The sequence below is a fragment of the Pararhizobium sp. LjRoot238 genome (assembly GCF_964252955.1).
In the GTDB taxonomy this organism is placed as follows: Bacteria; Pseudomonadota; Alphaproteobacteria; order Rhizobiales; family Rhizobiaceae; genus Pararhizobium.
Genome location: NZ_CAXUPP020000001.1, coordinates 3,991,176 through 4,013,626 on the forward strand (window position 1 = coordinate 3,991,176; position 22,451 = coordinate 4,013,626).

Consider the following 22,451-nt stretch of genomic DNA (forward strand, 5'->3'; position numbering starts at 1 on the left):
TGTACCGTTGCGTGCCTTGCCGGCTTGGTCATGGTCATCGTCGGACGAGAACAGCACTACACCGTGCGGGAAGTTGATCCGCATCCCACAAAGCGGCCAGTTGATCCGGGTCCCACAAAGCGGCTTTGGACTTGGGAATGAGACGTGCCGCCGCCTACAGCCCCCGCAGACGCGCGTTAGGTGATGCCGGCTATCGGTGAGGCTGGACCTGATCGCGCTCCCTTCCTGGGCTGCGTCTGAGGCTTTTGATCAATGGGTGGAGAATGGGCGATGAGCGGGTTTACCGACGAAGAAAGAGCGGCAGAGATGAAGCGCCGCGACGATGCCATCAAATTGGAAGAGGAAGCGAGAACAGCAGCGAAGCGTGATGCTGAACTGCAGCAGGCAGACACACGATGCCTCCACTGTGGCAACCCAATGCGATCATGGGAGGCCACGGACCCCGAAAATCCTTTGTGCGACATCTGCCTCTGACGGGCGTCACGCCGCTGATTGCTCTTGCTGATCCGCCTCTTTCGCCGCGCGCATGAACCTCTGCGCGGCGCACGAGCAGAAGCTGGGTACGGTTTGGTTCTGTCAGGCGATCTGTATAGTCAGCGGTTCTGGCTTCGAAGGAACTCAATGAGCATGAGTGAAAGTAGGCCCGATACGCCTGGTCACGAAGAAGGGCGCCTGGTCTTCCATCCGAAGGGATCCAAACGAGACGTCTTCGTTTGCATCGCTGCTATCGGCTTAGGCGTTTTATTAATCTGGATATTTTTCGATATGCCGGCCTCTGCGACCGTTGCGGGGCGCATATTCGATTTCATCGGACCGGTGTTGGGAAGCTTATTTATCGCTGCTGGCCTGGTCGCAATCCTCGGACCACGGTGGGGATATCCGCGGCTCATCCTCGACAACAACAAGCTAATTAGCGAGGGAATGTTCCGCAGCTCGATACTGGACCTCGACAAGCTCGGCAAAGCTGCGGTCATCAGCAGTGGAAGCGCGACATTTCTCGCGTTTTTTACATTGGACGAGGAGCGCGCACTGGCCTTAAGGAATGATTTCTCACAGCCCAGTGCTTTTGGTGCCGCCAAGACCTTCTTTCTTTCGCCTTATACCGGAAATGACCCTCAACGTGCACAGAAGATTGCCAATCTGATCAATGCTTGCCGATCTACGCCCTTGGATCGAGGCGCGATGCACGTTGCGCCCGACATCAGAGATAGCATTAAGAAGAGGAGCCGACGGGCCCGCTTGCTGCTCATTCTTATGACCACAACGCTTGCAATAGGCCTGACATACCTGAACAACAGTGCGTAGCGAACAACGAACTGGCGAATCGTTGAAGAAAGCCCCCGCGTTAAAAAAAACAGGTGAGCGCGAGTATGCAATTGGTCGACTTGAGCGACAGCGGTCACCTCTGCGGCGGCAGATATCGCGACCAACCGAAGCGGCATTGCAAAGAAAATATGATCGCCTTCAACGCGGTGCCGTCTCTGCCGTTGGCGATGCGCAGCAGATTGCCGACGAGCTTAGCCTGCATCACCGCACTGCCACGCCGCAACTCGTCGCGGTAGTACTTCCGCAACGTCGGCACGGTCAGGGCGAGCACGACGGCGATCTCCGCTTGCGGCACGGCTGCACCGGCGAGCGTTTCGACGAAGCGCCGCTTTACGGCGTCCGGCTGATGCGTTGGCCTTCCTCTCAATCGTTTTTCCATGACGGTAGAAAAATAACCTGTTCTCGGCCAAGAACATAGGCTACGGCGCGATTGTGCCTCTCGGCGTTTTTTCGCAGCCAGAAAAAAATCTCCGAATAATACCCGCGCGGGCCCAGTATGAGCATCCTTCTTATGTTTGAACCGTCCCCCCCCGACAAGCTTTTCGGTGACGATGCGTGCCGACGCCCTCAGCTTCTTAGCGATAACCCGGTCAATACCACCCTGACGGGCTAAGCCAATTAGCCGAATTTACGCGCAGTTGCAGATTGTCTAAATCCTTGTCCTGACAACGCGAAAACCAGCGTGTCGCTTGAACAGGGAAAAACCGAATGAAAAAATGTCTGCTCACCGCGGCGGCCCTCTTCAGCCTCTTTGTCGGCAATCTGCCGGTAATGGCTCAGACGAACAATGACGGCCAGGCCGCCGCGTCCGAAGGCGGGGAGGCCTATTTTCCGAACTGCGCTGCCGCACGCGCGGCCGGTGCAGCGCCTATTTATGCCGGCGAACCGGGTTATCGTCGCAAGCTCGACCGGGACGGCGATGGTGTCGCATGTGAATGAGACCTCCCCCATTCAGACCCAATGTCACCCGGTGGGCGATCGTGGCTGCGCAATCACAGATGCGTCGACTAGTCAATTATCGAGCGAGGCCGTTCCCTATGCATCGTATCCCCATCCTGCTTAGATCTATTGTCGGATTACCACTGCTCTGCACATGGGGCGGAGAGGCAATTGCCGCCGACAATCTTGTGCCTGTGGCCTGCAAGTTCGAGAAGCTTCCATTGATGTTGCTAATATCGCGCGGTGGCATGGGCGCAAAAGACAACACGATTCAGATCGGCAATGCGAGCCCTGTGCCGCTGAGCATCGGATCCGGTCTGATGACCGCACGCTTCCAGGGGCAGGAATTCGTGTTCGCAGTAGCAATGCCCGCGAGTGTTTCAATCCACGGCTCCGGCTCCGACACGCTTACATACGACGGTGAATGCATTAGTAGTCCGCCCCGTTGACGGCGCTTACTCGAGCGGCCGATCATCGAAGCCTCGACCGTCGCAACCTATCTGATGCGCCATGGCCCATGCTCGACTATCGCAAATGCTCCTACAAGGATCGGCTACGCATTCTTCGGGACCTTGAGGGCGGCTCGGCCTTCTTCGACACAAAGCCTGGCCAGCGTCTGCTAAAGTCGGTTCGGGAAAAGATGGACGCCGAGGGTTTCTCCAAGGACGACTTCGGCGAGCAGAAGAAGAGCAACGATGTTCGACGAGTAGCGTTGGGGCTGGATCGGAACGCAGCAACTGGACGGCCACGTTCTAAGCTTCCGAAGATGACCACGCCCTAAGTTCCCGCTCGATCTCCGCGTAGGCCTCTTTTTTCCACTGGGCCAGTTGCTCCTGCTGTTCAGCCATTAGCTCTTCAATCTCTTCATCACTGAGCGGACTGAAGTGGAGGCTTTCGCGCGACCTCTGCATTGCCGCGTCGCCTTGGGCGTCAAGGGACGCTTTGGTTCGAATAAGGACCTCGTCGAGCGTCATCATCACTGTCCTTCCTTCTGCTTGCGCACCCAAGAACTACCTTTTTCAGACAACTGCCAAAAAGCGGGGTTCGAGCCGGGTTGAACGCCCGCTGGCACGTCATCAAGCGCTGTCCACATCGACCCAGCGAAGGTCGTAACGCTGCCCTTTCGGTATCCCAGGGCCCGCTGGAAGGAGCCGACATAGCGGATGCCACCAGCTTCGAGTTCTGCGACGCGGGCAGCGAGCGCGCCCAACTTTGCGGCTGTAACGGCTGTCGTGGCCGCGACGAGCATGTGAACCATGCGCCGGCTCAATGGTCGCTGAAGCTCCTCTTTTGAGTAGGCGGCGTCCAATCCGGCTCTAATCTCTGCAGCGCGCGCCGCGATAAATGAGAGCTCATCATCGTCCTTGTTTGTCATTGTCCTCGGCTCCCAACAACACTTCATCGATTTCGACGCTCGACAGGGTGCGGCGTTGAACAAGAACGATGGCTAGGTTTTCTATCTGGCCGCGATGTTCGACCACGAAATTATTGGCGAGGGAAAAAAGCGCGCGGCGCATCTCGTCGGGAGCATCGGACCATGAGCCCAGGAAAAGCGCATGCTCCAGAAGCAGTTCATCCGATCTCGACAGTCCGGTTTCAGGGGCAGCCGCTTGGCCGGCCAATGCAGTGACCGCATAACCAATCGCAATCGCGCCGTGGTGACGCCCGCGTTCAATGTATTCGCCAGGCGACTCAAGAGCCACTTCGCGCCGGTTGATCGATGCATGGAGCACGCGGATACCGTGGCCGAGGGCCGCCACGCAATGCGCCGCCTCATGCAACGCAATTGCACTTGCCGGCTCCCTTCCCACAATGTCGCGTGTCGTTGATTCAGTCATACACCAACCATAGCAAATCGCCTCGAAGCGGGCCGTTACGCATCATTTCCCGCGCGGCAAAAGACCCGGATCATTTTATTGAGCGCCCGACGGACTGCCTGGTCATCGTCCGAGTCCTGCGGACTGAGAAAATGTAAACGCTCCAGCGCGGCGAAAACCTCGACTTCATCGACCTCAAGCATGATCACGCGGCGGCCGCCTTTTCGCCGTTCGCGGTATCGGCGCTGACGCTCTCCAGCAAGATCGTTTCTGCCCCTTGGCGACGGATTCTTTGGTTTCGGCATAGGGCCCTCCTTTTTCTGCCGACCTGACCGGCTTGCCGCGATCAGGCCGGACGGACGACGGCGGTCAGGTGGCAGACAAATTGGCATCGACATAGCGAAGGAATTCCATTGCAAGCGGATCCCCCTGCTCGGCTTTCCGCTCCGCGTGCATGATCAAACTCGTTTCCGGGTCCGCGACGTCGTCAAAAAGGGGCTTGAAACGATTGTTCATCTCGACCCGCCGTTTTCGTGCGTCCATGCGCTCCTTGAGTATTTGCAGTCCTTCATCAGCGGCTTCCTTGAATTGCACCGGAGTCGCATGACCGCATTCCGCGACGAGCCGCCGCTGCATCTCCTTTTCATCCTTGCTATCGGCAAAAATATCGACCATGCGCCGATGCAGGGCGATCTTCGGCGGGAGCGTCGAATAGTCGGGCGGTGGCAATTCCGGTTCAACGGATAGCGGAATTCCTCCCAGCATGCGGCCCACTTGAATTATGCCGCGCACCGCGCGGTCTGCGTCCTCGCCCGTCAGTTCGGGGCAAGCGGCTCGAAAGCGCTTCATGATTTCGAAGTCTCCGCAGTAACGGACCCCATCGTCCGTCGCCTGGGAAATGATGTTCGTCAGCTTGCCATGCTGATGGTTGTTCAGCTTGTTTGTCATGATCCTTCTCCTATGTTGCCGACGCCGGGATTGGCGCCGGAAGGCTTGGCGACATCATCCATCCTCATGGTCGGCCCTAGGCGCATTATCAAACGTTACATTGGCGTCACGTAACGCCTGCTGCCGTTCCCGAAATCGGCGCTGTCGCAGGGCGTTAGGCGTCAAAATCTGCTCGACAATCGGCGGCTCACTATCGCCGGCAACCTCGCTGTAGGACAGCGCCGGCATAAGGCTTTCGACGGTTGGAAGGCGCTCTACAAACCCCCTCGCCGTTTCGGAGGTCAGCCCAGCGACTGCGATCTCGGTCTGCATCTCGACCGATGCCTGCTCGATCATGACAATCGCCTTCTGCTCAAGAGCGGCGACTTGCGCTTGGGCAACCCTTCGGAGTTCAGCTCGACGTTCTGCGAGCGCATTGCCATAGCCGCGATGACGCCATCCAAGACTGAGACTCGGCGCGAATTGCTTTGGGATCCCGAGTTCCCGGCAACGGGCCTCAACGCGCTCCTGCGCTTTGGCAACCTCGGCAGAGGCCGCCTTGGTGGCCGTCGCCCAGACGGCGTCATCGTCGAACCTATATTCCGCCGCCATCTGGTTTTCGAAGTCGGCCAGAAGCTCTGTCGAGCGCGCCTTGGCGGCGGATTTCTGGACCTTCTCGCGTTGGCGGATTAGACGTTGCAGGTCCTCGCGCTCGCCCTTGCTCATTCTGTCAGCCATGGTCTTCCTCCTTCATGTTTTCCGACGCCGGGTACGGGCATCCTTGCGTAATCGGCGACGGTGGTGCCTCATTGCCCCAGCGATCCCAGCCTTTCCGTGCGGATCGCGCGAATAGTTCGATCTTGGGCAAGCTTGGAAACATCCGCTCGATGATGTCGTAGAAGACCTCCGGCTTGGCCGAATGCACACCGCGTGGCGCTGCGATGACGGATTGCGGTTGCTCGCCAGGTGCAGGTGCCGGGATGTTCCCCCGAGTCCCGATCAGCAGGTGCTCATGCGCATTTCGGACCCAGTAACCGGTGCCGATGTGGCCTTTGTTCCAGATGATTTGCGATTTGTATTGGAAGCCCCACAACATCATCACTTTCAAAGCATCGGGCATCATCGGCGCGGTTGCCCACAGAAACAGTGCGCATTCGCGGGCGGCGGGAGGATTTCGGCCCAGGTCCGCAATGTCTGTGGTATGCATCGTCGGATAGTGATTGTCGGCGGCGCGGTCCATGCCGGTCTCCCGGCTGTAAGGCTCGAACCGCCATGGCGGATCGGCGAGTATGACGCCGTATCGCTTGCCGGGCAGCGCCGTGATCTTCACCGCCAGTGCGGATTCGCGTTGCGCCCGACGTTCGGCCTTGATGAACTGCCTCGCCTCCCTATCGACCGGCTGCTGACGGCCTTTGGTGTCGGTGACAATCGAGACGTGCGGAATCTCCGCACGCCGCTCCATAGCGTCGCGCACAGCGCCAACCGTCTTGCCGTCGACACCGACGACCTTGCCGATGCGCCGGTCTGAAATCGCCGGATTAGCGGCGAGCATTTTCGCGATCACCTCCCGCTGCTGTTCCCGGGAAAGGTGACGGCGGTGAACATTGAGCGAGGCGACGTAGGCATAGGGATCGGTGCACGCCAGTTCGCTGTCTAGCTTGACGACGTTGGTCGCGTGAGAGAGGCTTAGCCACTGGCCGGGGTTCCAACCTTCAAACTGGACCTTGCCGTCACGGATGCGGATTTTGCCGAGCCGCTCCAACGCATCGAGCCGGTTGCGGCCATCGACCAGCACCGGGGGTTCACAGCTGGGAACAGATGGCGCGTAGATCGTCACCGGCTGCAGCAAGCCGTTCTTCTGGATATCCGCCGCAAGTTGATCGAGTTGCTCCGGATCGAGCATCGGGAACAGATCGGCTGCCGGGTGTATCTTGACGACATCGCGCCAGCTTTTCGCCTTCCTTTCCATGTCCATTTTTCCGCTCATGGTAGCTGTCTCCGTCGTTTGCTTGTTTCATTTCATTCCTGGGACACGGGTCGTGGAGGGCGGGGCGGAGGACGAGGCGGGTTTTGGACCCTTGGGCCTAAAGCCAGCGATCCGCCATCTGACTGATGGGATTTTTCAGGTCGCGCGCCCCCCAGAGTTACATTCGAAGAGTTGATTCTAAGAGTTTGTGTGGCACCGTTGCCACGGGCGGCGGTGTAACGGGTGCCACTGTGGGACGTGGCACCGCTGCCACTAGATTGCCGCCCCAAAGTAGTGGCACCGTCTCCACCGCTTTGCCTCCCGAAAGCTGTGGCAACGTCGCCACTGGTTTTGCCGCGCCGGGAGCGTTTAGGCGGCTTGTTTTTAGGGTGCAGCTGCGACGTTTCGGACGGCGGGACGGCCGCCTTGCGCCGCCGTTCGAAGTCTGCAACCAGGCTGGTAGCCAGCACGAAATTCGGTTCATATGCCGAGCGATAGCCTTTGCCGCCGTGACTCCGCCTTGCGAAAAGGCCGAAGTGAACAAGCTCATTCAGTGCATCAACCACAGCTCGCTGGTTGATGCCGAGCCGCCGCGCCAGCGACTCTTGGCTCGGATCGCACTGGCCGGTTTTGGAATTGTGGTGATCAACGAGTGCGGCACCAACCGACTTGGCCGTGCTGGACAACGGAGAGACGCAAATGGCCTTGTAGACGTATCCCGGTGGGAGCTGCTTTTGAGAAGGCATGGGTGGCGATCCTTTACCGGATGCCCGACCTGCGCTTGTGCGATCAACCTCAGCAAGCTATCCTTCCGCGCTGCCCAAAGAGCTGGCTCGGTTTGTCTGAACAGTTCGTGGCGTTTCGTTAAGTGGATTTCCGCCTCGATTATGCTGCCGCCTTTATTGGCGTCAGCGCGTTGAAGTAAGCCTGATCCGGTGTTTGCCGGTCAAGGGATGAATGTGGGCGTCGGGTATTGTAAAAGGTCAGATACCGGCCGATCCCAATGCGGGCCTCGGGCACGGTTTTGTAGGCGTGGAGATAGACCTCCTCGTATTTGATCGAGCGCCAGAGCCGCTCGACAAAGACGTTGTCCCGCCATGCGCCCCTGCCATCCATCGAGATGTCGATCTCGGCCTTCTTCAGCACCGCCGTGAAGTCGATGGAGGTGAACTGCGATCCCTGGTCCGTATTGAAGATGTCGGGCTTGCCATACCGGACAAGCGCTTCCTCGACCGCCTCGATACAGAAAGCCGTCTCCATCGTGATCGACAACCGCCACGACAGAACCCTCCGGCTGAACCAGTCAACCACAGCGCAGAGATAGACAAAGCCCCGCGCCATGGGGATGTAGGTGATGTCCATAGCCCAGACCTGGTTGGGTCTGGTCACCGCCAGCTTGCGCAGGAGATACGGATAGACCTTGTGCCCAGGTGCCGGTTTCGACGTATTGGGGCGACGGTAAATCGCCTCAATGCCCATCTTCTTCATCAGCGTCGCGATGTGAAGCCGCCCTGTGACAAGCCCTTCCGCCTTCAAAAGCCCTTGCAACATCCGGCTTCCGGCAAAGGGAAAGTCGAGGTGCAGTTCGTCGATCCGCCGCATCAGGGCCAGTTCGCCGTCTGACACAGGACGCGGTAAATAATAGACGCTGCCACGACTGAAGCCGAGAAGCTTCGCCTGGCGAATGACCGACAGTTTGTGCGCGCGGTTGATCATTTCTTTCCGCTCAGCAATCCGGCTTTGCCGAGCGCACCGGATAAAAAATCATTCTCCAGCGTCAGTTCTCCGATCTTGGCATGCAGTGTTTTGACATCGACGGTCGGAGCAGCCGGTTCCGCCTTGGCTTCATCGCCGAAAACGCCCGTCGCCCCCTCAAGGAGCTGGTCTTTCCATTGCTTGATCTGATTGGCGTGCACGTCGAACTGCTGGGATAATTCCACCAGCGTCTGTTCGCCCCGGATGGCGGCAAGCGCCACCTTCGCCTTGAAAGCCGGGCTATGATTCCGGCGCGGTCGTCTCGACATGCTCTCTCCTGTTTCCGGCATTTAAGCCAAAGTCAGGCAGAAATTCCACTTATCCTAACTGTTCAGTTTTTCCGAGCCAGCTCACAACACAGAAATCGCCTTGCATCGGCACGTCGCGTTCCAGCGCGCTCGGGCCGTTTCATGTTGCCGGTTGCGCGGCGGCTTTCTTGCGCGGCCTGCCCGGCCCCGGCGTCTCCGAGTTCCCGGTGTCGGCGCGGGTCCCGGCCTGCCGCTGCTTTCGCCATTCGCGAACCTGACCCAAGGTGTTTCCCTTGCGGCCCGGCGACAACGCTATCATTTGCGGGAACCTGCCAGCCTTGCGTTCGCGCCACCGTGTCGTGTTCGAAACGCCGGTAAGCAGGTCCAATTCGCGCTCGGTCAAAAAGCGATCATCGTCATCAAAGAGGCTTTTGAAGTCGCCGGAATTGTGGCCGACGCCCGGTGCCCGCTTCGGCTCGTCGGCCATGGCACGGTCGCTCATGTGCGCATCCTCCAGATCAGGGTCACGTTTGCTTGCACAAACGAGGATGGGCACCAATGCAACTACCTGCAAGTGAAACTAAATCGGCTTATTTAGTTTCCATTTCTTGCGAGCAAGCTTCTCCCAACTCCCCTGATCCCGCCGCAGATGCTCGTTCACCATGACACGTAAAGTGCGCTTTTGGGCTTTGTCGAGCTTGGCATTCGCAGCAAGCGTTTCCACTATCTCCATTCCGGCTCCCTGCTCGCGGATCATCCAGGCCGCTTTAAACGCGCGATGGCTTAGTAGCGCCGCGCCGCCCGGACGGCCGCGGGGCCTGTACCCCTCGCCGAGCACGTCCAGTAGTTCATCGAGCAGCGACATCGGCAAAGAAACCGCCATCGCGCTGCGCTCTTCGAACCACGGGCTTCTGGAGCGATTGCCCATACTCCTAGTCGATTCAGCGCCAAGATCGATCAGCCGCTTCATGAGGTCAGCGCGCGTCGCGGCCTTCATGATTGCACCGCCCGGATCGGCACGACCGCGCCGGTATTCTTCTCGCCGGACAGCAGAGCGTCGCAATGCCGCGCCCAAGCCTCCAGCGCGATGCGTTTTTCACGCAGCCGATCATAGGAGTCATAATGATCGCCGAGGACATCGTCCTCGCGGTGCGCCAAAACCGCTTTGCGGTCCTCGCGCGGAATGCCGAGCCGGGCCATTCCGCTCGCGCAGGTGCGGCGATAGGCGTGCGGCGTCGGTGGATCCGCTTGCAGGCGCCGGACGATCTCGCCGTCCTCGCCGGTCGGATCGAGCGCGGGAATAATCCGCCGTAAAGCCTGTGACAGCGAATGCCGCGCGATCCGCTCGCGGTCGAGGAACCGGCTCGTAAAAACGTGATTGCCCATGGCGCGGCCCTCGATTTTGGCCTCCGCTTTCTGGCGGGCGATCTCCTTGTTGATGATACCAATTACCGATGCCGCCAGCGGCACGACATGGCGCCGGCGTCCCTTCATGCGCTCCGACGGGATTTCGGCCAGCGCCTGGCTCGGATCGTCGAGGTGCCGCAATTCCGATAGAGCCAGCCCGGCGATTTCGTTCGCTCGCTGGCCGGTCAGCGCCAGAACCTGCAGGGCCGCTCGCAGGCCCGGCGCCAGCGTCGCCGCCTCGATCGCCCGCCAAAGCACCACAAACTCGGCGTCGCTCAGCGTTCGGTCGACGCCGTCCTTTCTCTCCTTGGTGGGCTTTTTCGTGCCCGCCATCGGATTGAAATCAAGCAGGCCCTGTTCAACGGCCCATCCGAACAGCTTCATCGAGGCCGAGCGCACCCGATTGGCCGCAACCGGCGCGCGCTTGGCGATTTCAAGCAGGCGGGTCGCGCCATCGGCTGTCGTGATCGACGCGGCGAGGCGTTTGCCCCATGCCGGGCGGCAATCACGGTTGATGTAGCCACGATCTTGTTCCCAGGATAATTTCAGGTCGGGCAACCGCGCGATATAGAGGTCGCAGAGCCGGTCAAAATCGAGCGGCGGGGTTTTTTCCTCCTGCCGACGCTTTTCGCGGATCGCCTCACGCTCGGCGGCGGGATCGGTGCCGTCACGGAACCTGCCGCGCACCGTCTCGGCCTTGCGGCGCATCTCCGCCATGGTGATGGTTGGATATTCGCCTAGCGGGAAGCGTTTCTTCTTGGTTGAACCGAGCGGGTGGGCGCGGAGCGTTCCGACAATCCGATCCGCGTAGACGCGGACGATGTAGTTGCCGATCTTGTCGTCGAAGTATTCGACGTGCCCTTTTTCGGGCCGCGTGACACGTTTGGCGAAATTGTCATCGAGATGAACGACGGGCATTTTTGCACAGCCTTTCAGGTATCAGCGGGCCTAGGATAACAAGGGGCCTAGGGTCCCGTTTCGATTTTGGGTCCAATTTGGGTCCACTTTATTGAAAGCGGCTGGACCCAATTGAAAACCCCTGAAAGGATTATTAGCCACAACCCTTTGCTTTGCAAGGCTTTTGAAATCTATCGCATTTGATTGAAATGGCCTGAAGACGGCCTTTGCAATTCTGGGGGTCAAGGGGTCGTGGGTTCGAATCCCGCCACTCCGACGTTTTTCTAAGCGAATTCAACATCCTAGCTGATGGTCGCGAGGTAGTTAATCTCGATAGCGAAGCTCTCTTTTGCTTTGGCGTAAGCGCCTGAATTGAGCAAGTGAACACTTGAACACAATCAGATTCACTTCAAGCACCCAAAGAGTATGCGAGCTCGCTCGCATTCCGCCTTCTTCGAAAACAAGCCGGCGCAAGCATGACTACTGCTAGTGCAGGGACGGCTTGTATTCGAACTTCAAAAAAGTCGGGCCGTAGCCCGTCCGCTTTCCTCTTCGACTTTAGCCTCCTCAAAGCATAGCCTTTCAACGTTTGCCCGCGAGCGCTTTTTCGCACACGTTAGCCGTCTGTTGTAACCCCAGCCTGCAGTAGTCTCGCAGTCTCGCCGAATGGTTTAGCGCTGCGGGCGGCTGATATGCCTCGAGCATCCTAGTCACGACCAAGATCGTCAAATGTCGGATTGAACAAGAATTTCAGATGGGTGGAGTTCCGCATGGTTTTGGAATTTTGTTGCCGCGACTCAGAATGTTTTTTGGCTAGATTGGGCAAAAACTTTCTTTGATTTACTGAAGGGAATCGCATGGCCGTTGGCCGTATTCTCTCTCTTTTTCATGTTTCGAGCTCAGCTCAGAGAGAGGATAAAACATCTCGTTTCTGCGGGGCCATCGGGTGCGGTGTTTCAGCCATCTCAACCGAGCGAGCCACCGACACCTGCGACCTTGAAAACGGAACGTCATCCGATGTCCACCGTGAACCAGAACGTGGAACTAATCCACCGACAGCTGTTGGACATCCCTGAAAACGATAGGACAGCAAAACTCATCTCAGCGCTCGCTGAGGCGCAAGTAGAAGCTCAGTTTGAGTTTCTGTTTGGTAGTGTGTTTTCGAGCCAAGTTGCGGCACTTCGTGTCTTGGCGCGCGGCAAGGTAACCTTGGATGAAGCGCGGAAGTTTTTCGACGAAGAGGTCGTGCCTCTGAATAAAACGATTTATTCTGAGTGGGGATTTGACGAGTGGTCGCGATTTCTCACCGGTCAGAATCTCGCGATAGTCAATGGCGATCATGTTGAAATAACTGATCGTGGAAGGGACTTCCTGTTGTTCATTGACGTGAAGAAGCCAGGAGTTCCGCGGTACAATTGAGGGGTTTTTGGGCGCTGCGGGGGATGTATGGACGAGAAATACGAAGACGAACAATTCGACGCATATCGGCTCGAAATCTTGGCGCAGTTAGCTACGTTACATCGCACATCACCGAGAAGAGAAGTGCTCGAAGCCGCGCTGAGTGTTTACGACCCTGAGATCCGTGCCAGGCGCAAAGCCTCATGGGCTGCTTATCAACAGAGGGCATGGCAACGGCGTCAGGACGATCGACTTTTACTCACCTCCGCAACACTGGCTTTTTTTTCGTTATCCGTAAGCGCACTCGGTCTGCTGTTCCCGGGAACGTTGGCTGAAAAAATCACGGCATACGTACCAAACTTCCACCTTTTCGAATTTTTATTTAGTTACAGCCCGTATTTTATCACCATCGGCGGTCTGATCGCTGCGGCATTGCTGTTCGCCATTCGGGGTTATTTTCCGAAAACATATGGTTTTCTTGAGATTTGGGTTGGTGTCGCAACACTTACCAACGCCGCACTTGCAGTCTCCTTGGGAAACATACCCTCCGTTTTGCAGTACCTCGCCGGTGTATACGTCATCATTCGGGGTCTGGACAATTTTGCGAAGGCGCTTGAATCTAAGACAAAAATTGGAATGATATTCAAACGCCTATTCAACAATCCGAAGTGACTTGAGCGTGATGTCGAATCCCGCCGCTTGAAGCCCTCGTCACAATCCCAACTGCGCCCACAGCAGCAACCGCCGGTCAATGCACCGACGCCTCCGGCTCCGGGTCCTCCAGGAACGACCGGATGCCGTCCCGCTCGATCGTGGCGAGAAATTCCTCGAAGGCTTCCTTGTCGGTGGGGAACGGCTCCTCCCATACGGTCAGGCCCTGGTCCTGGTCGATCACCTCCATCGTCCAGCCGTCGTCGCTTCCCGCATTGCGGAAGATATCGACGAGCACGGTGACGCCGTCATCGGTGAATTCGCCGGCGAAATCCGAATGCTCGAGCTTCTGCTTCTTTGCCATGATGACTATGCCTGTTTCGGGTTGGTGACGGTGGCGGTGAGCCGGCCTCTGGAGCGTTCGCGGGTGGCGGTCCCCTCGAGGCGTTTTTCGGCTTCCTTGATTTCGAGCGGCGTAAACAGCGAGCGATAGTCCGCCCGCACCATCGCCGCCTCCATCGACAATTCGGTCTTGCCGGCGTCGATCAAGCGCTCGAGCCCGGTCGTGCCGGGCTTGAACACCAGTTCCTTTGCCGCCGCGACGCCGCCCTTCAAAATGACGAGACGGCGAAACAGGACGGGCCGGAAGCCGAAACGCGCACAATGATCGTAGAGGGCGAGCATGTCCGCGTGAAACTTCGCCTGCAGGGATTTCGTCATGTGGTTCTTTTCTTCATCCGGGACAGCGGAGATATGGAGGTGCGCGGAGCCGAAACCAAGGGCCGCTTACTCCTGAACATGGATCTCCGCCTCGGCGGCGGCCTCGATAAACGCTTTTCGTGCATCTTCCGCCGGCCTCTTGCCTTCGACGGCCGCAGCGCAGATGTCGAGCGCGCGGTTCAAGGCCGGGGCATCGTCCAGCGGCCAATCCTCGATCATCGCCCAGGACGCCTCGGTGGTGTTGGAGACCGTCACATATTTGCCCGGCCCCTCCAGGGCCAGCGTCACGCTTTTCGTCCAGGGCTTTTCCATACGCTGCGCCTTACTCGTAAAAATCGATGGAGGTTCGTAGCATACACGCCGTTGGCCGCACGAGAGGAAAGTTACCGGGACGCAAACTCACATCGGCACCGCGCATTCGCGCAGGGACCCGTGCACCGGCCCTTTCTCAACGCACCTGGTCGAGCAGGCGCTTGCATTCCAGGAGATCGTAGAGCGCTTCCTGCAGCAGGGCACGATCCTCCTTGCCAACGGATGTCTTGCCGATCGAGATTTCCGGCGCCTCATCATTGCCGCCGACAAAGGAGAAGAACCGGCGGCTCGCTGGCGCCTTGGCGCGGCCGACGATCTGGTCGTCTTCCGGATTGCCGAGCTTCGGCTGTGCCGGCTCCTCGATATTGGCCGCGGCCAGCGCCTCGACGGTGGCGAGGTCACCGCTGGCGATTGCCGCAACGAACTTGTTGCCGTTCATCTTCAGGAGCTTCTGCACGCCCTTGATGGTATAGCCGTGGTCGTAGAGCAGATGGCGGATGCCCTTGAGCAGATCGACATCTTCCGGCCGGTAGTAGCGCCGGCCGCCGCCGCGTTTCATCGGCTTGATCTGCGGAAAGCGCGTCTCCCAGAATCGGAGCACGTGCTGCGGCAGGTCGAGATCGTCGGCCACTTCACTGATGGTGCGGAACGCGTCCGGGCTCTTGTCCATGTCTTCCCCCATCGAACACGGCTGGCGGATGCGGGCTACGACCATCGTCGTGCGGCGTCCCTGCCAGCGATACGCATGATTACACGAATCATGCGCATTTCAACGGCTTATGGACGTGTTTTCAACCACTTTAATGATAAGCCAGCGATTACGAAGCCGGCGATTGCGGTTTCAGCTTGGCCTTGCGCGACAAATGCGCCTTGAGAACGCGCTGTTTGAGCACGTTGGAGGCCTTGAAGGTCATGACGCGGCGGGGAGAAATCGGCACTTCCTCGCCGGTTTTCGGATTGCGGCCGATGCGCTCGTTCTTGTCGCGCACCTGAAACGTCGCGAAGGAGGAGAGCTTGACGCTCTCGCCGCGCACGATGGCGTTGCAGATCTCGTCGATCACGGTCTCGACCAGTTCGGCCGATTCCGTTCGGGAAAGACCGACCTTGCGGAAAACCGATTCGGCCAGGTCTGCTCGTGTCACCGTTTTTCCGCTCATCTTCCCCCACCGATTTTTTTGAAATATCGATTAGCCCGGAAGAGTATTGCCCTTGTCCATTCCGGTCAAGCCTCTGCGTTATATTGTCTTTTCTTTACCAGCGCAGCAGCACGGACCCCCAGGTGAAGCCACCGCCCATGGCCTCGAGCAGGACGAGGTCGCCCTTTTTGATACGCCCGTCGGAAGCCGCGACATTCAGCGCCAGCGGAATGGAGGCTGCCGAAGTGTTGCCGTGGAGGTCCACGGTGACCACAACCTTATCGAGCGGGATGCCGAGCTTCCTGGCCGAACCGTCGATGATGCGGCGGTTGGCCTGATGCGGCACCAGCCAGTCGAGGTCCTCGGCCGTCGTGCCGGTCGCCTCGAAAGCGGCTTCGATGACGTCGGTGATCATGCCGACCGCATGCTTGAAGACCTCGCGGCCCTCCATGCGCAGGTGGCCGACGGTACCGGTGGTGGATGGGCCGCCATCGACATAGAGTTTTTCCTTGTGTGCGCCGTCCGAGCGCAACTGCGCGGTCAGGACGCCGCGATCAGCGGTCGTTCCGCTGCCTTCCTGCGCTTCCAGAATGATCGCGCCGGCGCCGTCACCGAACAGCACGCAGGTCGTCCGGTCGTTCCAATCGAGAATACGCGAAAACGTCTCGGCGCCGATCACCAGCACGCGCTTGGCAAGACCGCCGCGGATATAGGCATCGGCCGTTGCAACGGCGTAAACGAAGCCGGAACAGACCGCCTGCAGGTCAAAGGCTGCTCCGTGATGCATGCCGAGACGGTTCTGGATGTTGACGGCGGTCGCCGGAAAGGTGTTGTCCGGTGTCGAGGTCGCCAGAATGATGACGTCGAGGTCGGCGGGCGTCAGGCCGGCCCTGTCGAGCGCTGCACGCGCTGCCGCCTCCCCGAGCGACGCGGTCGTTTCGTCCTCGCCGGCGATATAGCGCTGGCGGATGCCGGTGCGCTGCACGATCCATTCGTCGGACGTGTCGACCTTCTCTTCGATTTCGCTATTGGTCATCACCCGTTTGGGAAGCGATGCCCCAAAACCGCGAACCACAGAACGGATCATACTCTTCAAACCTCGTCGGCCATGCCGCGCGCAGCACCTTCGGAAGGGCGCGAGGCATGGTATTTTTGCAAATCGTTTTCGATCTTGGCCTTCAGGCCGTTGCGGACCATGTCGTAGCCGACGTCGATCGCCGCTGCGAAACCTTCCGCGTCGGTTCCTCCATGGCTCTTGATCACGACACCATTAAGGCCGAGGAAGACGCCGCCGTTGACCTTGCGCGGATCCATCTTCTCGCGCAGGCGGTCGAAGGCGCCCTTGGCAAGAATATATCCTATTTTGGCAAGCAGCGTGCGCGACATCGCGGCGCGCAGATATTCGGCGATCTGGCGGGCGGTGCCCTCGGATGCCTTCAGCGCGATATTGCCGGCAAAGCCTTCCGTGACGACGACATCGACGGTGCCGCGGCCGATGTCATCGCCCTCGACGAAGCCGAGATAGTCGATACCGTCGGGCGCCGCTTCACGGATCAGCCGTCCGGCTTCCTTGACCTCTTCCTGCCCCTTGATCTCCTCGACGCCAACATTGAGCAGACCGAGCGTGGGGCGCTCGACCTCGAACAAGGCGCGCGCCATGGCGCCACCCATCAGGGCGAAATCCATCAACTGCTGCGCGTCCGCGCCGATCGTGGCACCAACGTCGAGCACGATGCTCTCGCCTTTCAGCGTCGGCCAGATCGCCGCGATCGCCGGGCGCTGGATGCCGGGCATGGTGCGCAGGCAGAACACCGACATCGCCATCAGGGCGCCGGTATTGCCGGCCGAAACGACCACGTCCGCTTCGCCCTTGTTGACGGCGTCGATCGCCTGCCACATGCTCGCCTTGCCGCGGCCGCGCCTGAGCGCCTGGCTCGGCTTCTCATCCATGGCAATCGCCAGTTCGGACGGATGAAACGTGCTGTTCGCCTTCAGCTTCGGATATTTCTCCAAAAGGGGGGCGCACTGATCTTCAATGCCATACAGCACGAAGCGGATATCGGGATGCCGTTCAAGCGCCCTTGCGGCACCTGGGATGACGACCTGCGGACCGAAGTCGCCGCCCATCACATCAAGAGAAATTCTGACCACGCGTGCCTTATCCTTTGTTCCTGCCACACTGCATGTTTCGTCCCGGCGCAATCAGTGTGAGCGATGGAGACACACGTGTTTTCATGACGTTTGAGACGCAACAGCCCCGCTTGCGAGGCAAACGGCCCAACGGGCTGGATTGCGGCCAAAATACCGTTTTTCGCCGGTGTGACAACCGAATTGTGCCGCATCCTTTTCCGAACTCAGTCCTTTTTCCAACCCTTGAGCACAGCAAAGGGATTTGGACGGACATCATCCTTCTCGCTGCTTTCGATCCGTTCGCCGAAGCTCGTCCCCTGCTTGCGCGGATAGGGGTCGATCGCCAGCGCTGCGTGTTCGGTGACGGCCACGCCCACATCGATCGTGTCGCCGGTGAACATGTCGGGAAGATCGGGACCGTCCGGATCGAGAAACATCTCGCCGCTGTCATTGGCGGCAATCCGCGCCAGCCGCGAGCCTTCCGGCACGAAGATCGCGTCCACCGGCTCGTCGATCTCCGATTCCACCGGCTCCAGCGTCACCACGCAGGCCTGGACGATCTTCGCCGTGACCCTGCCCTTGACCTTGACACCATCCCTCTTCCAGCGGGCGATCTGCAGATCGGAGGAGAGCGACAGCACGTCCGACACATCCCACAGGTCGCGCAGCGCCTTGCGCTCTCCCTCATTCGCCTCGAGATGAACCGTCACGGCATTGGCGGAGATATGGCCAACCTTGACCGGATAGGAAAACGCGGGTTTCTCGTCGTGGTTCATCGTCAAGTCCTTTCGGGCAGCGTCGCCGCCCAAGATAGTGCTGCCGGTTTTGTTGCGGCTCTGGCGTCGCGTTTCCCGGGACGGCTTCAGACCGCCGCTTCGGCCAGGTCGATACGGCCGGTTTCTACGACATCCTCTCCCTGCTCCGCAAGCCGCACTTCAGCCTGGAGCATATAGCCGGCAAGACCGTGCATGGAGAGGGTCGGATCGTCCGCCTGCGGGTAAAAATTGCGCTTCAGCGCCGCCGCCAGTTCGTCGAGATCCTTATGGTCCAGCGCCGCGGCATAGCTTTCCAGCCGGCCGTAGAACATCGAGGCGAACTTCTTCATCTTCTTCGGCACGCCGACGTCGCCGACGCCCAGCTCTCGGATCGAATGATCGACATCCTCGAAGAAGGCGTCGATGATTTCCTGCGCGATCTCCTGCCCTGCCCGCTGCGAACTGCGCGTGCGCCGGAAATAGAGGATCAGCGTCGCCGACAGCATTTCGAAGCGCCCCATCACTGTATCGGGAACGCCAAGGTCGGTATAGAGGTAAGGCCGCCGGGCTGCTGCGGTCAAAAGATCGTACTGGCGCGCGACGATGGCCGCGTTGCTGTTTTTTTTGCCGAACAGTCCGAATATCATCATAAAGCCCAAGTTTGACCGCTTCAAAATGCGCAAGCCCGCGCATCCTGTTATTGCATGATCGCTGAAGCTGGTTTACCGAAGCAGGCACGAAATGCAATGGCGCATCTGCCAGCGTTACCTTGAGGGAGATGTCGTTGACGAAACGGTATTTCAAGTCAGACATGAAATTTCTGAACAACGTCGTTTTCACAGTGGCAATTTGCGCAACGACCCTTTCGGGCTGCAAGACGGCAGAGGTGTTGAACACCAGCCAGACCATCAATCAGGGTTATGTCGTCGACCAGGAAACGCTGGCGCTGGCGCCGGTCGGCTCCAGCCGCGAACAGGTGCTGCTGTCGCTCGGCACACCTTCGACAACCGCGACCTTCGATAACGAAGTGTTCTACTACATCTCGCAGAAGCGTCAGCGGCCGGTTGCATTCATGAAGCCAAAGCTCGTCGACCAGAGCGTTCTTGCCGTCTATTTCGACAAGGAAGGCGTGGTTTCGCAACTGGCGCACTACACGCTGCAGGACGGCAAGGTCTTCGACGTGATTTCCCGCACGACGCCGACCGGCGGCAAGGAAATGACCTTCCTGGGTCAGCTCTTGAGCGGCAACGGCATCGGCAAGAGCATGGCGCGGTCGATTTTCTCCGACGGCTCGGACAAATAACGATTGCACGGCGACACGCCTCGCAACGAGAAAGAAACCCGCGGAAATTGCTTTCCGCGGGTTTCTTTTTAGAGATCGAAGCTCCCGCGCGCCAATAGACGCGCGGGGCTATGAGCGATCAGGCGAGAACCGCCAGAAGCAGAAGAGCGACGATGTTGGTGATCTTGATCGCCGGGTTGACCGCGGGGCCTGCCGTATCCTTGTAGGGATCGCCGACCGTATCGCCGGTGACGGAGGCCTTGTGGGCTTCCGAGCCCTTCATGTGCCGCGTGCCGTCCTTGCCGACGAAGCCGTCTTCAAAACTCTTCTTGGCATTATCCCAGGCGCCGCCGCCCGAGGTCATCGAAATGGCGACGAACAGGCCGTTGACGATGACGCCGAGCAACGAGGCACCAAGTGCTGCAAAGGCGGACGCCTTCGAGCCGGAAAGCGCCAGCACGCCGAAATAGACGACGATCGGCGCGAGAACCGGCAGGAGCGACGGCACGATCATTTCGCGGATCGCGGCCTTGGTCAGCATATCGACGGCGCGGCCGTAATCGGGCCGGTCCGTGCCTGCCATGATGCCAGGCTTTTCGCGGAACTGGCGACGGACTTCTTCCACCACCGAACCGGCCGCACGGCCGACGGCGGTCATCGCGATGCCGCCGAACAGGTAGGGGATCATCCCGCCGAAGATCAGGCCGGAGACGACATAGGGGTTGGACAGATCAAACGAGATCGCCCCGATATCCGCAAAATAGGGATACTTGTCGCCGTTCGCCGCGAAATATTTGAGATCGTTCGAATAGGCAGCGAACAGCACCAGGGCGCCGAGACCGGCGGAGCCGATCGCATAGCCCTTGGTGACCGCCTTGGTGGTGTTGCCGACCGCGTCGAGTGCGTCGGTCGATTTGCGCACTTCCGGCGGCAGATGCGACATCTCGGCGATGCCGCCGGCATTGTCGGTGACCGGACCGAAGGCATCCAGCGCCACGATCATGCCGGCGATGCCGAGCATGGCGGTGACCGCTATACCGGTGCCGAACAGGCCTGCCAGCTGATAAGTCGAAATGATGCCGCCGATGATGACGATGGCCGGCAGCGCGGTCGATTCCAGCGATACGGCAAGCCCCTGGATGACGTTGGTGCCGTGGCCGCTGACGGAGGCCTGGGCGATGGAAATCACCGGCCGCTTGTTGGTGCCGGTATAATATTCGGTGATCACCACGATCAGCGCCGTGACGACGAGGCCGAGAATGCCGCAAATGAACAGGTTGGTGCCGGTGATGTCCTTGCCATCAACTATGCCAATCGAGCCCCAGCCTATGGTGAGCGACGTCGCGGCACCAAGGCCGATGATCGACAAGAGGCCCGTGACGATCAGGCCCTTGTAGAGCGCCCCCATGATTGAGCCGTTGGAGCCGAGCTTGACGAAGAAGGCGCCGATGATCGAGGTGATGATGCAGGCGCCGCAGATGGCCAGCGGATAGGTCATGACCACTGCGAGGTTCGCAGCGCCGGCAAAGAAGATCGACGCCAGTACCATGGTGGCGACGATCGAGACTGCATAGGTCTCGAACAGGTCGGCGGCCATGCCGGCGCAGTCGCCGACATTGTCGCCGACGTTGTCGGCGATGGTCGCCGGGTTGCGCGGATCGTCTTCCGGAATGCCGGCTTCCACCTTGCCGACGAGATCGCCGCCGACATCGGCGCCCTTGGTGAAGATGCCGCCGCCGAGACGGGCGAAGATCGAGATGAGCGAAGCGCCGAAGCCGAGCGACACAAGCGAGTCGATCACTTCACGCGAACCTTCCGGCAGCCCGAGGCCGGCCGTCAGCACGAGGTAGTAGATCGACACGCCGAGCAGCGCCAAACCGGCGACGAGCATGCCGGTGATGGCACCGGACTTGAAGGCGATTTCGAGACCAGCCGAAAGGCTGACGGAGGAAGCCTGCGCGGTGCGCACATTGGCCCGGACGGAGACATGCATGCCGATGAAACCGGCAGCACCGGACAGGACAGCGCCGATCAGGAAGCCGATCGCAGCGGTAACGGACAGAAGCACCCAGGCAGCGACGAAAACGACGGCGCCGACGAGGGCAATGGTCTTGTATTGACGGGTGAGATAGGCCTGCGCCCCCTCGCGTATGAAGCCTGCAATCTCTTGCATGCGGGCATTGCCCTGGTCGGCGGCAAGCACCGACTGCGTCGCCCAGATGGCATAAACCACCGAAAGCAACCCGCATGCGATAACGCCCAGTAGTATGGTCATTTCGCTCTTTCCTCCGTTTAAGCCTGCAGGCTCACTCCGTTCCACAGGCCCCCAAAAAGCGCTGCGAACCGTGCCTCCTCTTCAAGCGACGGCAGCAGACGTGGCGGCAGAGTGCGGGGACGAATCGGGATCGTCAAGCGGCCACAATGGCAAAAATCCACGTTTTTTCGGTATGTTGGCGGTGGCTTACGGCAGGGAAAAGCAGTTTAGGCGATAAATCTCACGCGGAACGCCGCTTTTCGGCGAAAAACAGGGAAATCAATAACAAAAGGCAGAAAGCCGCCACCGGCCAGACCGCGGCGCTCAGCATATCCCAGCCATAGGCGGTCAGCACCTTGCCCGAACCGAAGCCTCCGCAGCGAAGCGCTCCGGCCAGCGCCATACGCAGGTCTTGGACTTGCACGTCGCTCCACGATTCAACGGTGCCCACGCCGTCGGCACTCAACAGAATGATCTCGACCCGCCCGACGTGCTTCTGCGGTGTGTCGCGATGCCAAACCGGGCTCTTAC

General features: G+C 59.4%; 30 protein-coding genes and 2 pseudogenes. 7 read left to right on the forward strand and 25 right to left on the reverse strand.

What is annotated here, in order from left to right; translation table 11 throughout:
- Positions 1–270: 270 nt before the first annotated feature.
- Complete coding sequence (locus ACSQ3F_RS19600) at positions 271–474, forward strand: hypothetical protein (protein WP_436101736.1); 204 nt, start codon at positions 271–273, stop codon at positions 472–474.
- Positions 475–621: 147 nt separating this feature from the next.
- The gene (locus ACSQ3F_RS19605) at positions 622–1,305 is read left to right on the forward strand and encodes a hypothetical protein (protein ID WP_436101737.1); all 684 of its coding nucleotides are present in this window, start codon (positions 622–624) and stop codon (positions 1,303–1,305) included.
- 94 nt (positions 1,306–1,399) lie between these two features.
- On the opposite strand, the gene ACSQ3F_RS19610 is transcribed toward ACSQ3F_RS19605, so the two are convergent.
- The gene (locus tag ACSQ3F_RS19610; protein ID WP_436101738.1) at positions 1,400–1,693 is read right to left on the reverse strand and encodes a hypothetical protein; all 294 of its coding nucleotides are present in this window, start codon (positions 1,691–1,693) and stop codon (positions 1,400–1,402) included.
- Between the two features lie 341 nt (positions 1,694–2,034).
- Here ACSQ3F_RS19610 and ACSQ3F_RS19615 point away from each other — a divergent pair, with 341 nt between their 5' ends.
- Both ACSQ3F_RS19615 and ACSQ3F_RS19620 read left to right on the forward strand, forming a co-directional pair.
- Positions 2,035–2,265 (forward strand): excalibur calcium-binding domain-containing protein, encoded by a 231-nt coding sequence (locus ACSQ3F_RS19615; RefSeq protein ID WP_436101739.1) that lies wholly within the window; start codon positions 2,035–2,037, stop codon positions 2,263–2,265.
- Between the two features lie 98 nt (positions 2,266–2,363).
- A complete protein-coding gene (locus tag ACSQ3F_RS19620) occupies positions 2,364–2,714 on the forward strand; it encodes a hypothetical protein (RefSeq protein WP_436101740.1) in 351 nt (116 codons plus the stop codon).
- A 303-nt stretch (positions 2,715–3,017) separates the two neighbouring features.
- Here ACSQ3F_RS19620 and ACSQ3F_RS19625 read toward each other — a convergent pair whose 3' ends face one another.
- The 12 genes from ACSQ3F_RS19625 to ACSQ3F_RS19680 form a co-directional block, all read right to left on the reverse strand.
- Positions 3,018–3,242, reverse strand: coding sequence for a hypothetical protein (locus ACSQ3F_RS19625; protein ID WP_436101741.1), 225 nt, complete (start codon positions 3,240–3,242; stop codon positions 3,018–3,020).
- Positions 3,242–3,640: a transposase gene (locus ACSQ3F_RS19630; RefSeq protein ID WP_436101742.1), complete on the reverse strand. Its 399-nt coding sequence runs from the start codon at positions 3,638–3,640 to the stop codon at positions 3,242–3,244. The genes ACSQ3F_RS19625 and ACSQ3F_RS19630 overlap by 1 nt, the downstream gene beginning before the upstream one ends.
- A complete protein-coding gene (locus ACSQ3F_RS19635) occupies positions 3,621–4,103 on the reverse strand; it encodes a hypothetical protein (protein ID WP_436101743.1) in 483 nt (160 codons plus the stop codon). The genes ACSQ3F_RS19630 and ACSQ3F_RS19635 overlap by 20 nt, the downstream gene beginning before the upstream one ends.
- 35 nt (positions 4,104–4,138) lie before the next feature.
- Entirely contained in the window at positions 4,139–4,480 is a 342-nt protein-coding gene (locus tag ACSQ3F_RS19640) for a hypothetical protein (protein WP_436101744.1), read from the reverse strand.
- On the reverse strand, positions 4,452–5,030 hold the full coding sequence (locus tag ACSQ3F_RS19645; RefSeq protein WP_436101745.1) for a hypothetical protein: 579 nt from the start codon (positions 5,028–5,030) through the stop codon (positions 4,452–4,454). The genes ACSQ3F_RS19640 and ACSQ3F_RS19645 overlap by 29 nt, the downstream gene beginning before the upstream one ends.
- Before the next feature lie 54 nt (positions 5,031–5,084).
- On the reverse strand, positions 5,085–5,747 hold the full coding sequence (locus ACSQ3F_RS19650) for a hypothetical protein (RefSeq protein ID WP_436101746.1): 663 nt from the start codon (positions 5,745–5,747) through the stop codon (positions 5,085–5,087).
- The gene (locus tag ACSQ3F_RS19655; RefSeq protein ID WP_436101747.1) at positions 5,740–6,996 is read right to left on the reverse strand and encodes an MT-A70 family methyltransferase; all 1,257 of its coding nucleotides are present in this window, start codon (positions 6,994–6,996) and stop codon (positions 5,740–5,742) included. The genes ACSQ3F_RS19650 and ACSQ3F_RS19655 overlap by 8 nt, the downstream gene beginning before the upstream one ends.
- Positions 6,997–7,028: 32 nt before the next feature.
- A complete protein-coding gene (locus ACSQ3F_RS19660) occupies positions 7,029–7,721 on the reverse strand; it encodes a helix-turn-helix domain-containing protein (RefSeq protein ID WP_436101748.1) in 693 nt (230 codons plus the stop codon).
- A gap of 139 nt (positions 7,722–7,860) precedes the next feature.
- Positions 7,861–8,999, reverse strand: a protein-coding gene (locus ACSQ3F_RS19665) for an IS3 family transposase (protein ID WP_436101749.1) whose coding sequence is annotated in 2 segments (ribosomal slippage) — positions 7,861–8,741 and positions 8,741–8,999 — 1,140 coding nt in all. Because the reading frame shifts where the segments join, the coding sequence is not laid out codon by codon here.
- A 139-nt stretch (positions 9,000–9,138) separates the two neighbouring features.
- A complete protein-coding gene (locus ACSQ3F_RS19670; protein WP_436101750.1) occupies positions 9,139–9,480 on the reverse strand; it encodes a helix-turn-helix transcriptional regulator in 342 nt (113 codons plus the stop codon).
- Positions 9,481–9,558: 78 nt separating this feature from the next.
- The gene (locus tag ACSQ3F_RS19675) at positions 9,559–9,975 is read right to left on the reverse strand and encodes a hypothetical protein (protein ID WP_436101751.1); all 417 of its coding nucleotides are present in this window, start codon (positions 9,973–9,975) and stop codon (positions 9,559–9,561) included.
- Positions 9,972–11,303: a tyrosine-type recombinase/integrase gene (locus tag ACSQ3F_RS19680; RefSeq protein WP_436101752.1), complete on the reverse strand. Its 1,332-nt coding sequence runs from the start codon at positions 11,301–11,303 to the stop codon at positions 9,972–9,974. Before ACSQ3F_RS19680 ends, ACSQ3F_RS19675 begins: the two co-directional genes overlap by 4 nt.
- A 996-nt stretch (positions 11,304–12,299) precedes the next feature.
- Here ACSQ3F_RS19680 and ACSQ3F_RS19685 point away from each other — a divergent pair.
- Together ACSQ3F_RS19685 and ACSQ3F_RS19690 are read left to right on the forward strand one after the other, a co-directional pair.
- Positions 12,300–12,701 (forward strand): hypothetical protein, encoded by a 402-nt coding sequence (locus ACSQ3F_RS19685; protein ID WP_436101753.1) that lies wholly within the window; start codon positions 12,300–12,302, stop codon positions 12,699–12,701.
- Positions 12,702–12,728: 27 nt separating this feature from the next.
- Positions 12,729–13,352, forward strand: coding sequence for a hypothetical protein (locus ACSQ3F_RS19690; RefSeq protein ID WP_436101754.1), 624 nt, complete (start codon positions 12,729–12,731; stop codon positions 13,350–13,352).
- 76 nt (positions 13,353–13,428) lie between these two features.
- Here ACSQ3F_RS19690 and ACSQ3F_RS19695 read toward each other — a convergent pair whose 3' ends face one another.
- The 9 genes from ACSQ3F_RS19695 to ACSQ3F_RS19735 form a co-directional block, all read right to left on the reverse strand.
- Positions 13,429–13,695, reverse strand: a complete 267-nt coding sequence (locus tag ACSQ3F_RS19695; protein ID WP_436101755.1) for a hypothetical protein — start codon at positions 13,693–13,695, stop codon at positions 13,429–13,431.
- A gap of 5 nt (positions 13,696–13,700) precedes the next feature.
- Positions 13,701–14,051 carry a hypothetical protein gene (locus ACSQ3F_RS19700; protein WP_436101756.1) on the reverse strand — a complete coding sequence of 117 codons (351 nt, stop codon included), beginning with the start codon at positions 14,049–14,051 and terminating at the stop codon, positions 13,701–13,703.
- A gap of 66 nt (positions 14,052–14,117) precedes the next feature.
- Entirely contained in the window at positions 14,118–14,363 is a 246-nt protein-coding gene (locus tag ACSQ3F_RS19705) for a DUF982 domain-containing protein (RefSeq protein WP_436101757.1), read from the reverse strand.
- Between the two features lie 136 nt (positions 14,364–14,499).
- Positions 14,500–15,033: a MerR family transcriptional regulator gene (locus ACSQ3F_RS19710; RefSeq protein WP_436101758.1), complete on the reverse strand. Its 534-nt coding sequence runs from the start codon at positions 15,031–15,033 to the stop codon at positions 14,500–14,502.
- A 148-nt stretch (positions 15,034–15,181) separates the two neighbouring features.
- A complete protein-coding gene (locus ACSQ3F_RS19715; RefSeq protein ID WP_026203378.1) occupies positions 15,182–15,520 on the reverse strand; it encodes an integration host factor subunit alpha in 339 nt (112 codons plus the stop codon).
- Positions 15,521–15,614: 94 nt separating this feature from the next.
- On the reverse strand, positions 15,615–16,586 hold the full coding sequence (locus ACSQ3F_RS19720) for a beta-ketoacyl-ACP synthase III (RefSeq protein WP_436101759.1): 972 nt from the start codon (positions 16,584–16,586) through the stop codon (positions 15,615–15,617).
- 5 nt (positions 16,587–16,591) lie between these two features.
- A complete protein-coding gene (plsX, locus tag ACSQ3F_RS19725) occupies positions 16,592–17,650 on the reverse strand; it encodes a phosphate acyltransferase PlsX (protein WP_436101760.1) in 1,059 nt (352 codons plus the stop codon).
- A gap of 203 nt (positions 17,651–17,853) precedes the next feature.
- Entirely contained in the window at positions 17,854–18,405 is a 552-nt protein-coding gene (locus ACSQ3F_RS19730) for a YceD family protein (protein ID WP_436101761.1), read from the reverse strand.
- 86 nt (positions 18,406–18,491) lie between these two features.
- Complete coding sequence (locus tag ACSQ3F_RS19735) at positions 18,492–19,031, reverse strand: ubiquinol-cytochrome C chaperone family protein (protein WP_436101762.1); 540 nt, start codon at positions 19,029–19,031, stop codon at positions 18,492–18,494.
- Between the two features lie 131 nt (positions 19,032–19,162).
- Between ACSQ3F_RS19735 and ACSQ3F_RS19740 the strand changes: the two genes are divergently transcribed.
- Positions 19,163–19,687 (forward strand): outer membrane protein assembly factor BamE, encoded by a 525-nt coding sequence (locus ACSQ3F_RS19740; RefSeq protein ID WP_436101763.1) that lies wholly within the window; start codon positions 19,163–19,165, stop codon positions 19,685–19,687.
- A 118-nt stretch (positions 19,688–19,805) separates the two neighbouring features.
- On the opposite strand, the gene ACSQ3F_RS19745 is transcribed toward ACSQ3F_RS19740, so the two are convergent.
- The 3 genes and pseudogenes from ACSQ3F_RS19745 to ACSQ3F_RS19755 all read right to left on the reverse strand — a co-directional run.
- Positions 19,806–21,941 carry a sodium-translocating pyrophosphatase gene (locus tag ACSQ3F_RS19745; protein ID WP_436101764.1) on the reverse strand — a complete coding sequence of 712 codons (2,136 nt, stop codon included), beginning with the start codon at positions 21,939–21,941 and terminating at the stop codon, positions 19,806–19,808.
- A gap of 220 nt (positions 21,942–22,161) precedes the next feature.
- Positions 22,162–22,323, reverse strand: a pseudogene (locus ACSQ3F_RS19750) (MFS transporter); the annotation flags it as partial.
- A pseudogene (locus ACSQ3F_RS19755) lies at positions 22,314–22,431 on the reverse strand (IS630 family transposase); the annotation flags it as partial. The pseudogenes ACSQ3F_RS19755 and ACSQ3F_RS19750, both read right to left, overlap by 10 nt.
- Between the last annotated feature and the right edge of the window lie 20 nt (positions 22,432–22,451).

Excerpts from the sequence above, each read along its gene's own strand:
- ACSQ3F_RS19740 (WP_436101763.1), top strand. The coding sequence starts at position 19,163 with ATGTCGTTGACGAAACGGTATTTCAAGTCAGACATGAAATTTCTGAAC.
- ACSQ3F_RS19730 (WP_436101761.1), bottom strand. The coding sequence starts at position 18,405 with ATGAACCACGACGAGAAACCCGCGTTTTCCTATCCGGTCAAGGTTGGC.
- ACSQ3F_RS19690 (WP_436101754.1), top strand. The coding sequence starts at position 12,729 with ATGGACGAGAAATACGAAGACGAACAATTCGACGCATATCGGCTCGAA.
- ACSQ3F_RS19745 (WP_436101764.1), bottom strand. The coding sequence starts at position 21,941 with ATGACCATACTACTGGGCGTTATCGCATGCGGGTTGCTTTCGGTGGTT.
- ACSQ3F_RS19630 (WP_436101742.1), bottom strand. The coding sequence starts at position 3,640 with ATGACAAACAAGGACGATGATGAGCTCTCATTTATCGCGGCGCGCGCT.
- ACSQ3F_RS19685 (WP_436101753.1), top strand. The coding sequence starts at position 12,300 with ATGTCCACCGTGAACCAGAACGTGGAACTAATCCACCGACAGCTGTTG.
- ACSQ3F_RS19660 (WP_436101748.1), bottom strand. The coding sequence starts at position 7,721 with ATGCCTTCTCAAAAGCAGCTCCCACCGGGATACGTCTACAAGGCCATT.
- ACSQ3F_RS19735 (WP_436101762.1), bottom strand. The coding sequence starts at position 19,031 with ATGATATTCGGACTGTTCGGCAAAAAAAACAGCAACGCGGCCATCGTC.
- ACSQ3F_RS19645 (WP_436101745.1), bottom strand. The coding sequence starts at position 5,030 with ATGACAAACAAGCTGAACAACCATCAGCATGGCAAGCTGACGAACATC.
- ACSQ3F_RS19700 (WP_436101756.1), bottom strand. The coding sequence starts at position 14,051 with ATGACGAAATCCCTGCAGGCGAAGTTTCACGCGGACATGCTCGCCCTC.
- ACSQ3F_RS19635 (WP_436101743.1), bottom strand. The coding sequence starts at position 4,103 with ATGACTGAATCAACGACACGCGACATTGTGGGAAGGGAGCCGGCAAGT.
- ACSQ3F_RS19605 (WP_436101737.1), top strand. The coding sequence starts at position 622 with ATGAGCATGAGTGAAAGTAGGCCCGATACGCCTGGTCACGAAGAAGGG.
- ACSQ3F_RS19675 (WP_436101751.1), bottom strand. The coding sequence starts at position 9,975 with ATGAAGGCCGCGACGCGCGCTGACCTCATGAAGCGGCTGATCGATCTT.
- ACSQ3F_RS19710 (WP_436101758.1), bottom strand. The coding sequence starts at position 15,033 with ATGGACAAGAGCCCGGACGCGTTCCGCACCATCAGTGAAGTGGCCGAC.
- ACSQ3F_RS19640 (WP_436101744.1), bottom strand. The coding sequence starts at position 4,480 with ATGTCGATGCCAATTTGTCTGCCACCTGACCGCCGTCGTCCGTCCGGC.
- ACSQ3F_RS19615 (WP_436101739.1), top strand. The coding sequence starts at position 2,035 with ATGAAAAAATGTCTGCTCACCGCGGCGGCCCTCTTCAGCCTCTTTGTC.
- ACSQ3F_RS19670 (WP_436101750.1), bottom strand. The coding sequence starts at position 9,480 with ATGAGCGACCGTGCCATGGCCGACGAGCCGAAGCGGGCACCGGGCGTC.
- ACSQ3F_RS19720 (WP_436101759.1), bottom strand. The coding sequence starts at position 16,586 with ATGATCCGTTCTGTGGTTCGCGGTTTTGGGGCATCGCTTCCCAAACGG.
- ACSQ3F_RS19625 (WP_436101741.1), bottom strand. The coding sequence starts at position 3,242 with ATGATGACGCTCGACGAGGTCCTTATTCGAACCAAAGCGTCCCTTGAC.
- ACSQ3F_RS19705 (WP_436101757.1), bottom strand. The coding sequence starts at position 14,363 with ATGGAAAAGCCCTGGACGAAAAGCGTGACGCTGGCCCTGGAGGGGCCG.
- ACSQ3F_RS19715 (WP_026203378.1), bottom strand. The coding sequence starts at position 15,520 with ATGAGCGGAAAAACGGTGACACGAGCAGACCTGGCCGAATCGGTTTTC.
- ACSQ3F_RS19655 (WP_436101747.1), bottom strand. The coding sequence starts at position 6,996 with ATGAGCGGAAAAATGGACATGGAAAGGAAGGCGAAAAGCTGGCGCGAT.
- ACSQ3F_RS19695 (WP_436101755.1), bottom strand. The coding sequence starts at position 13,695 with ATGGCAAAGAAGCAGAAGCTCGAGCATTCGGATTTCGCCGGCGAATTC.
- ACSQ3F_RS19680 (WP_436101752.1), bottom strand. The coding sequence starts at position 11,303 with ATGCCCGTCGTTCATCTCGATGACAATTTCGCCAAACGTGTCACGCGG.
- ACSQ3F_RS19620 (WP_436101740.1), top strand. The coding sequence starts at position 2,364 with ATGCATCGTATCCCCATCCTGCTTAGATCTATTGTCGGATTACCACTG.
- ACSQ3F_RS19650 (WP_436101746.1), bottom strand. The coding sequence starts at position 5,747 with ATGGCTGACAGAATGAGCAAGGGCGAGCGCGAGGACCTGCAACGTCTA.
- ACSQ3F_RS19600 (WP_436101736.1), top strand. The coding sequence starts at position 271 with ATGAGCGGGTTTACCGACGAAGAAAGAGCGGCAGAGATGAAGCGCCGC.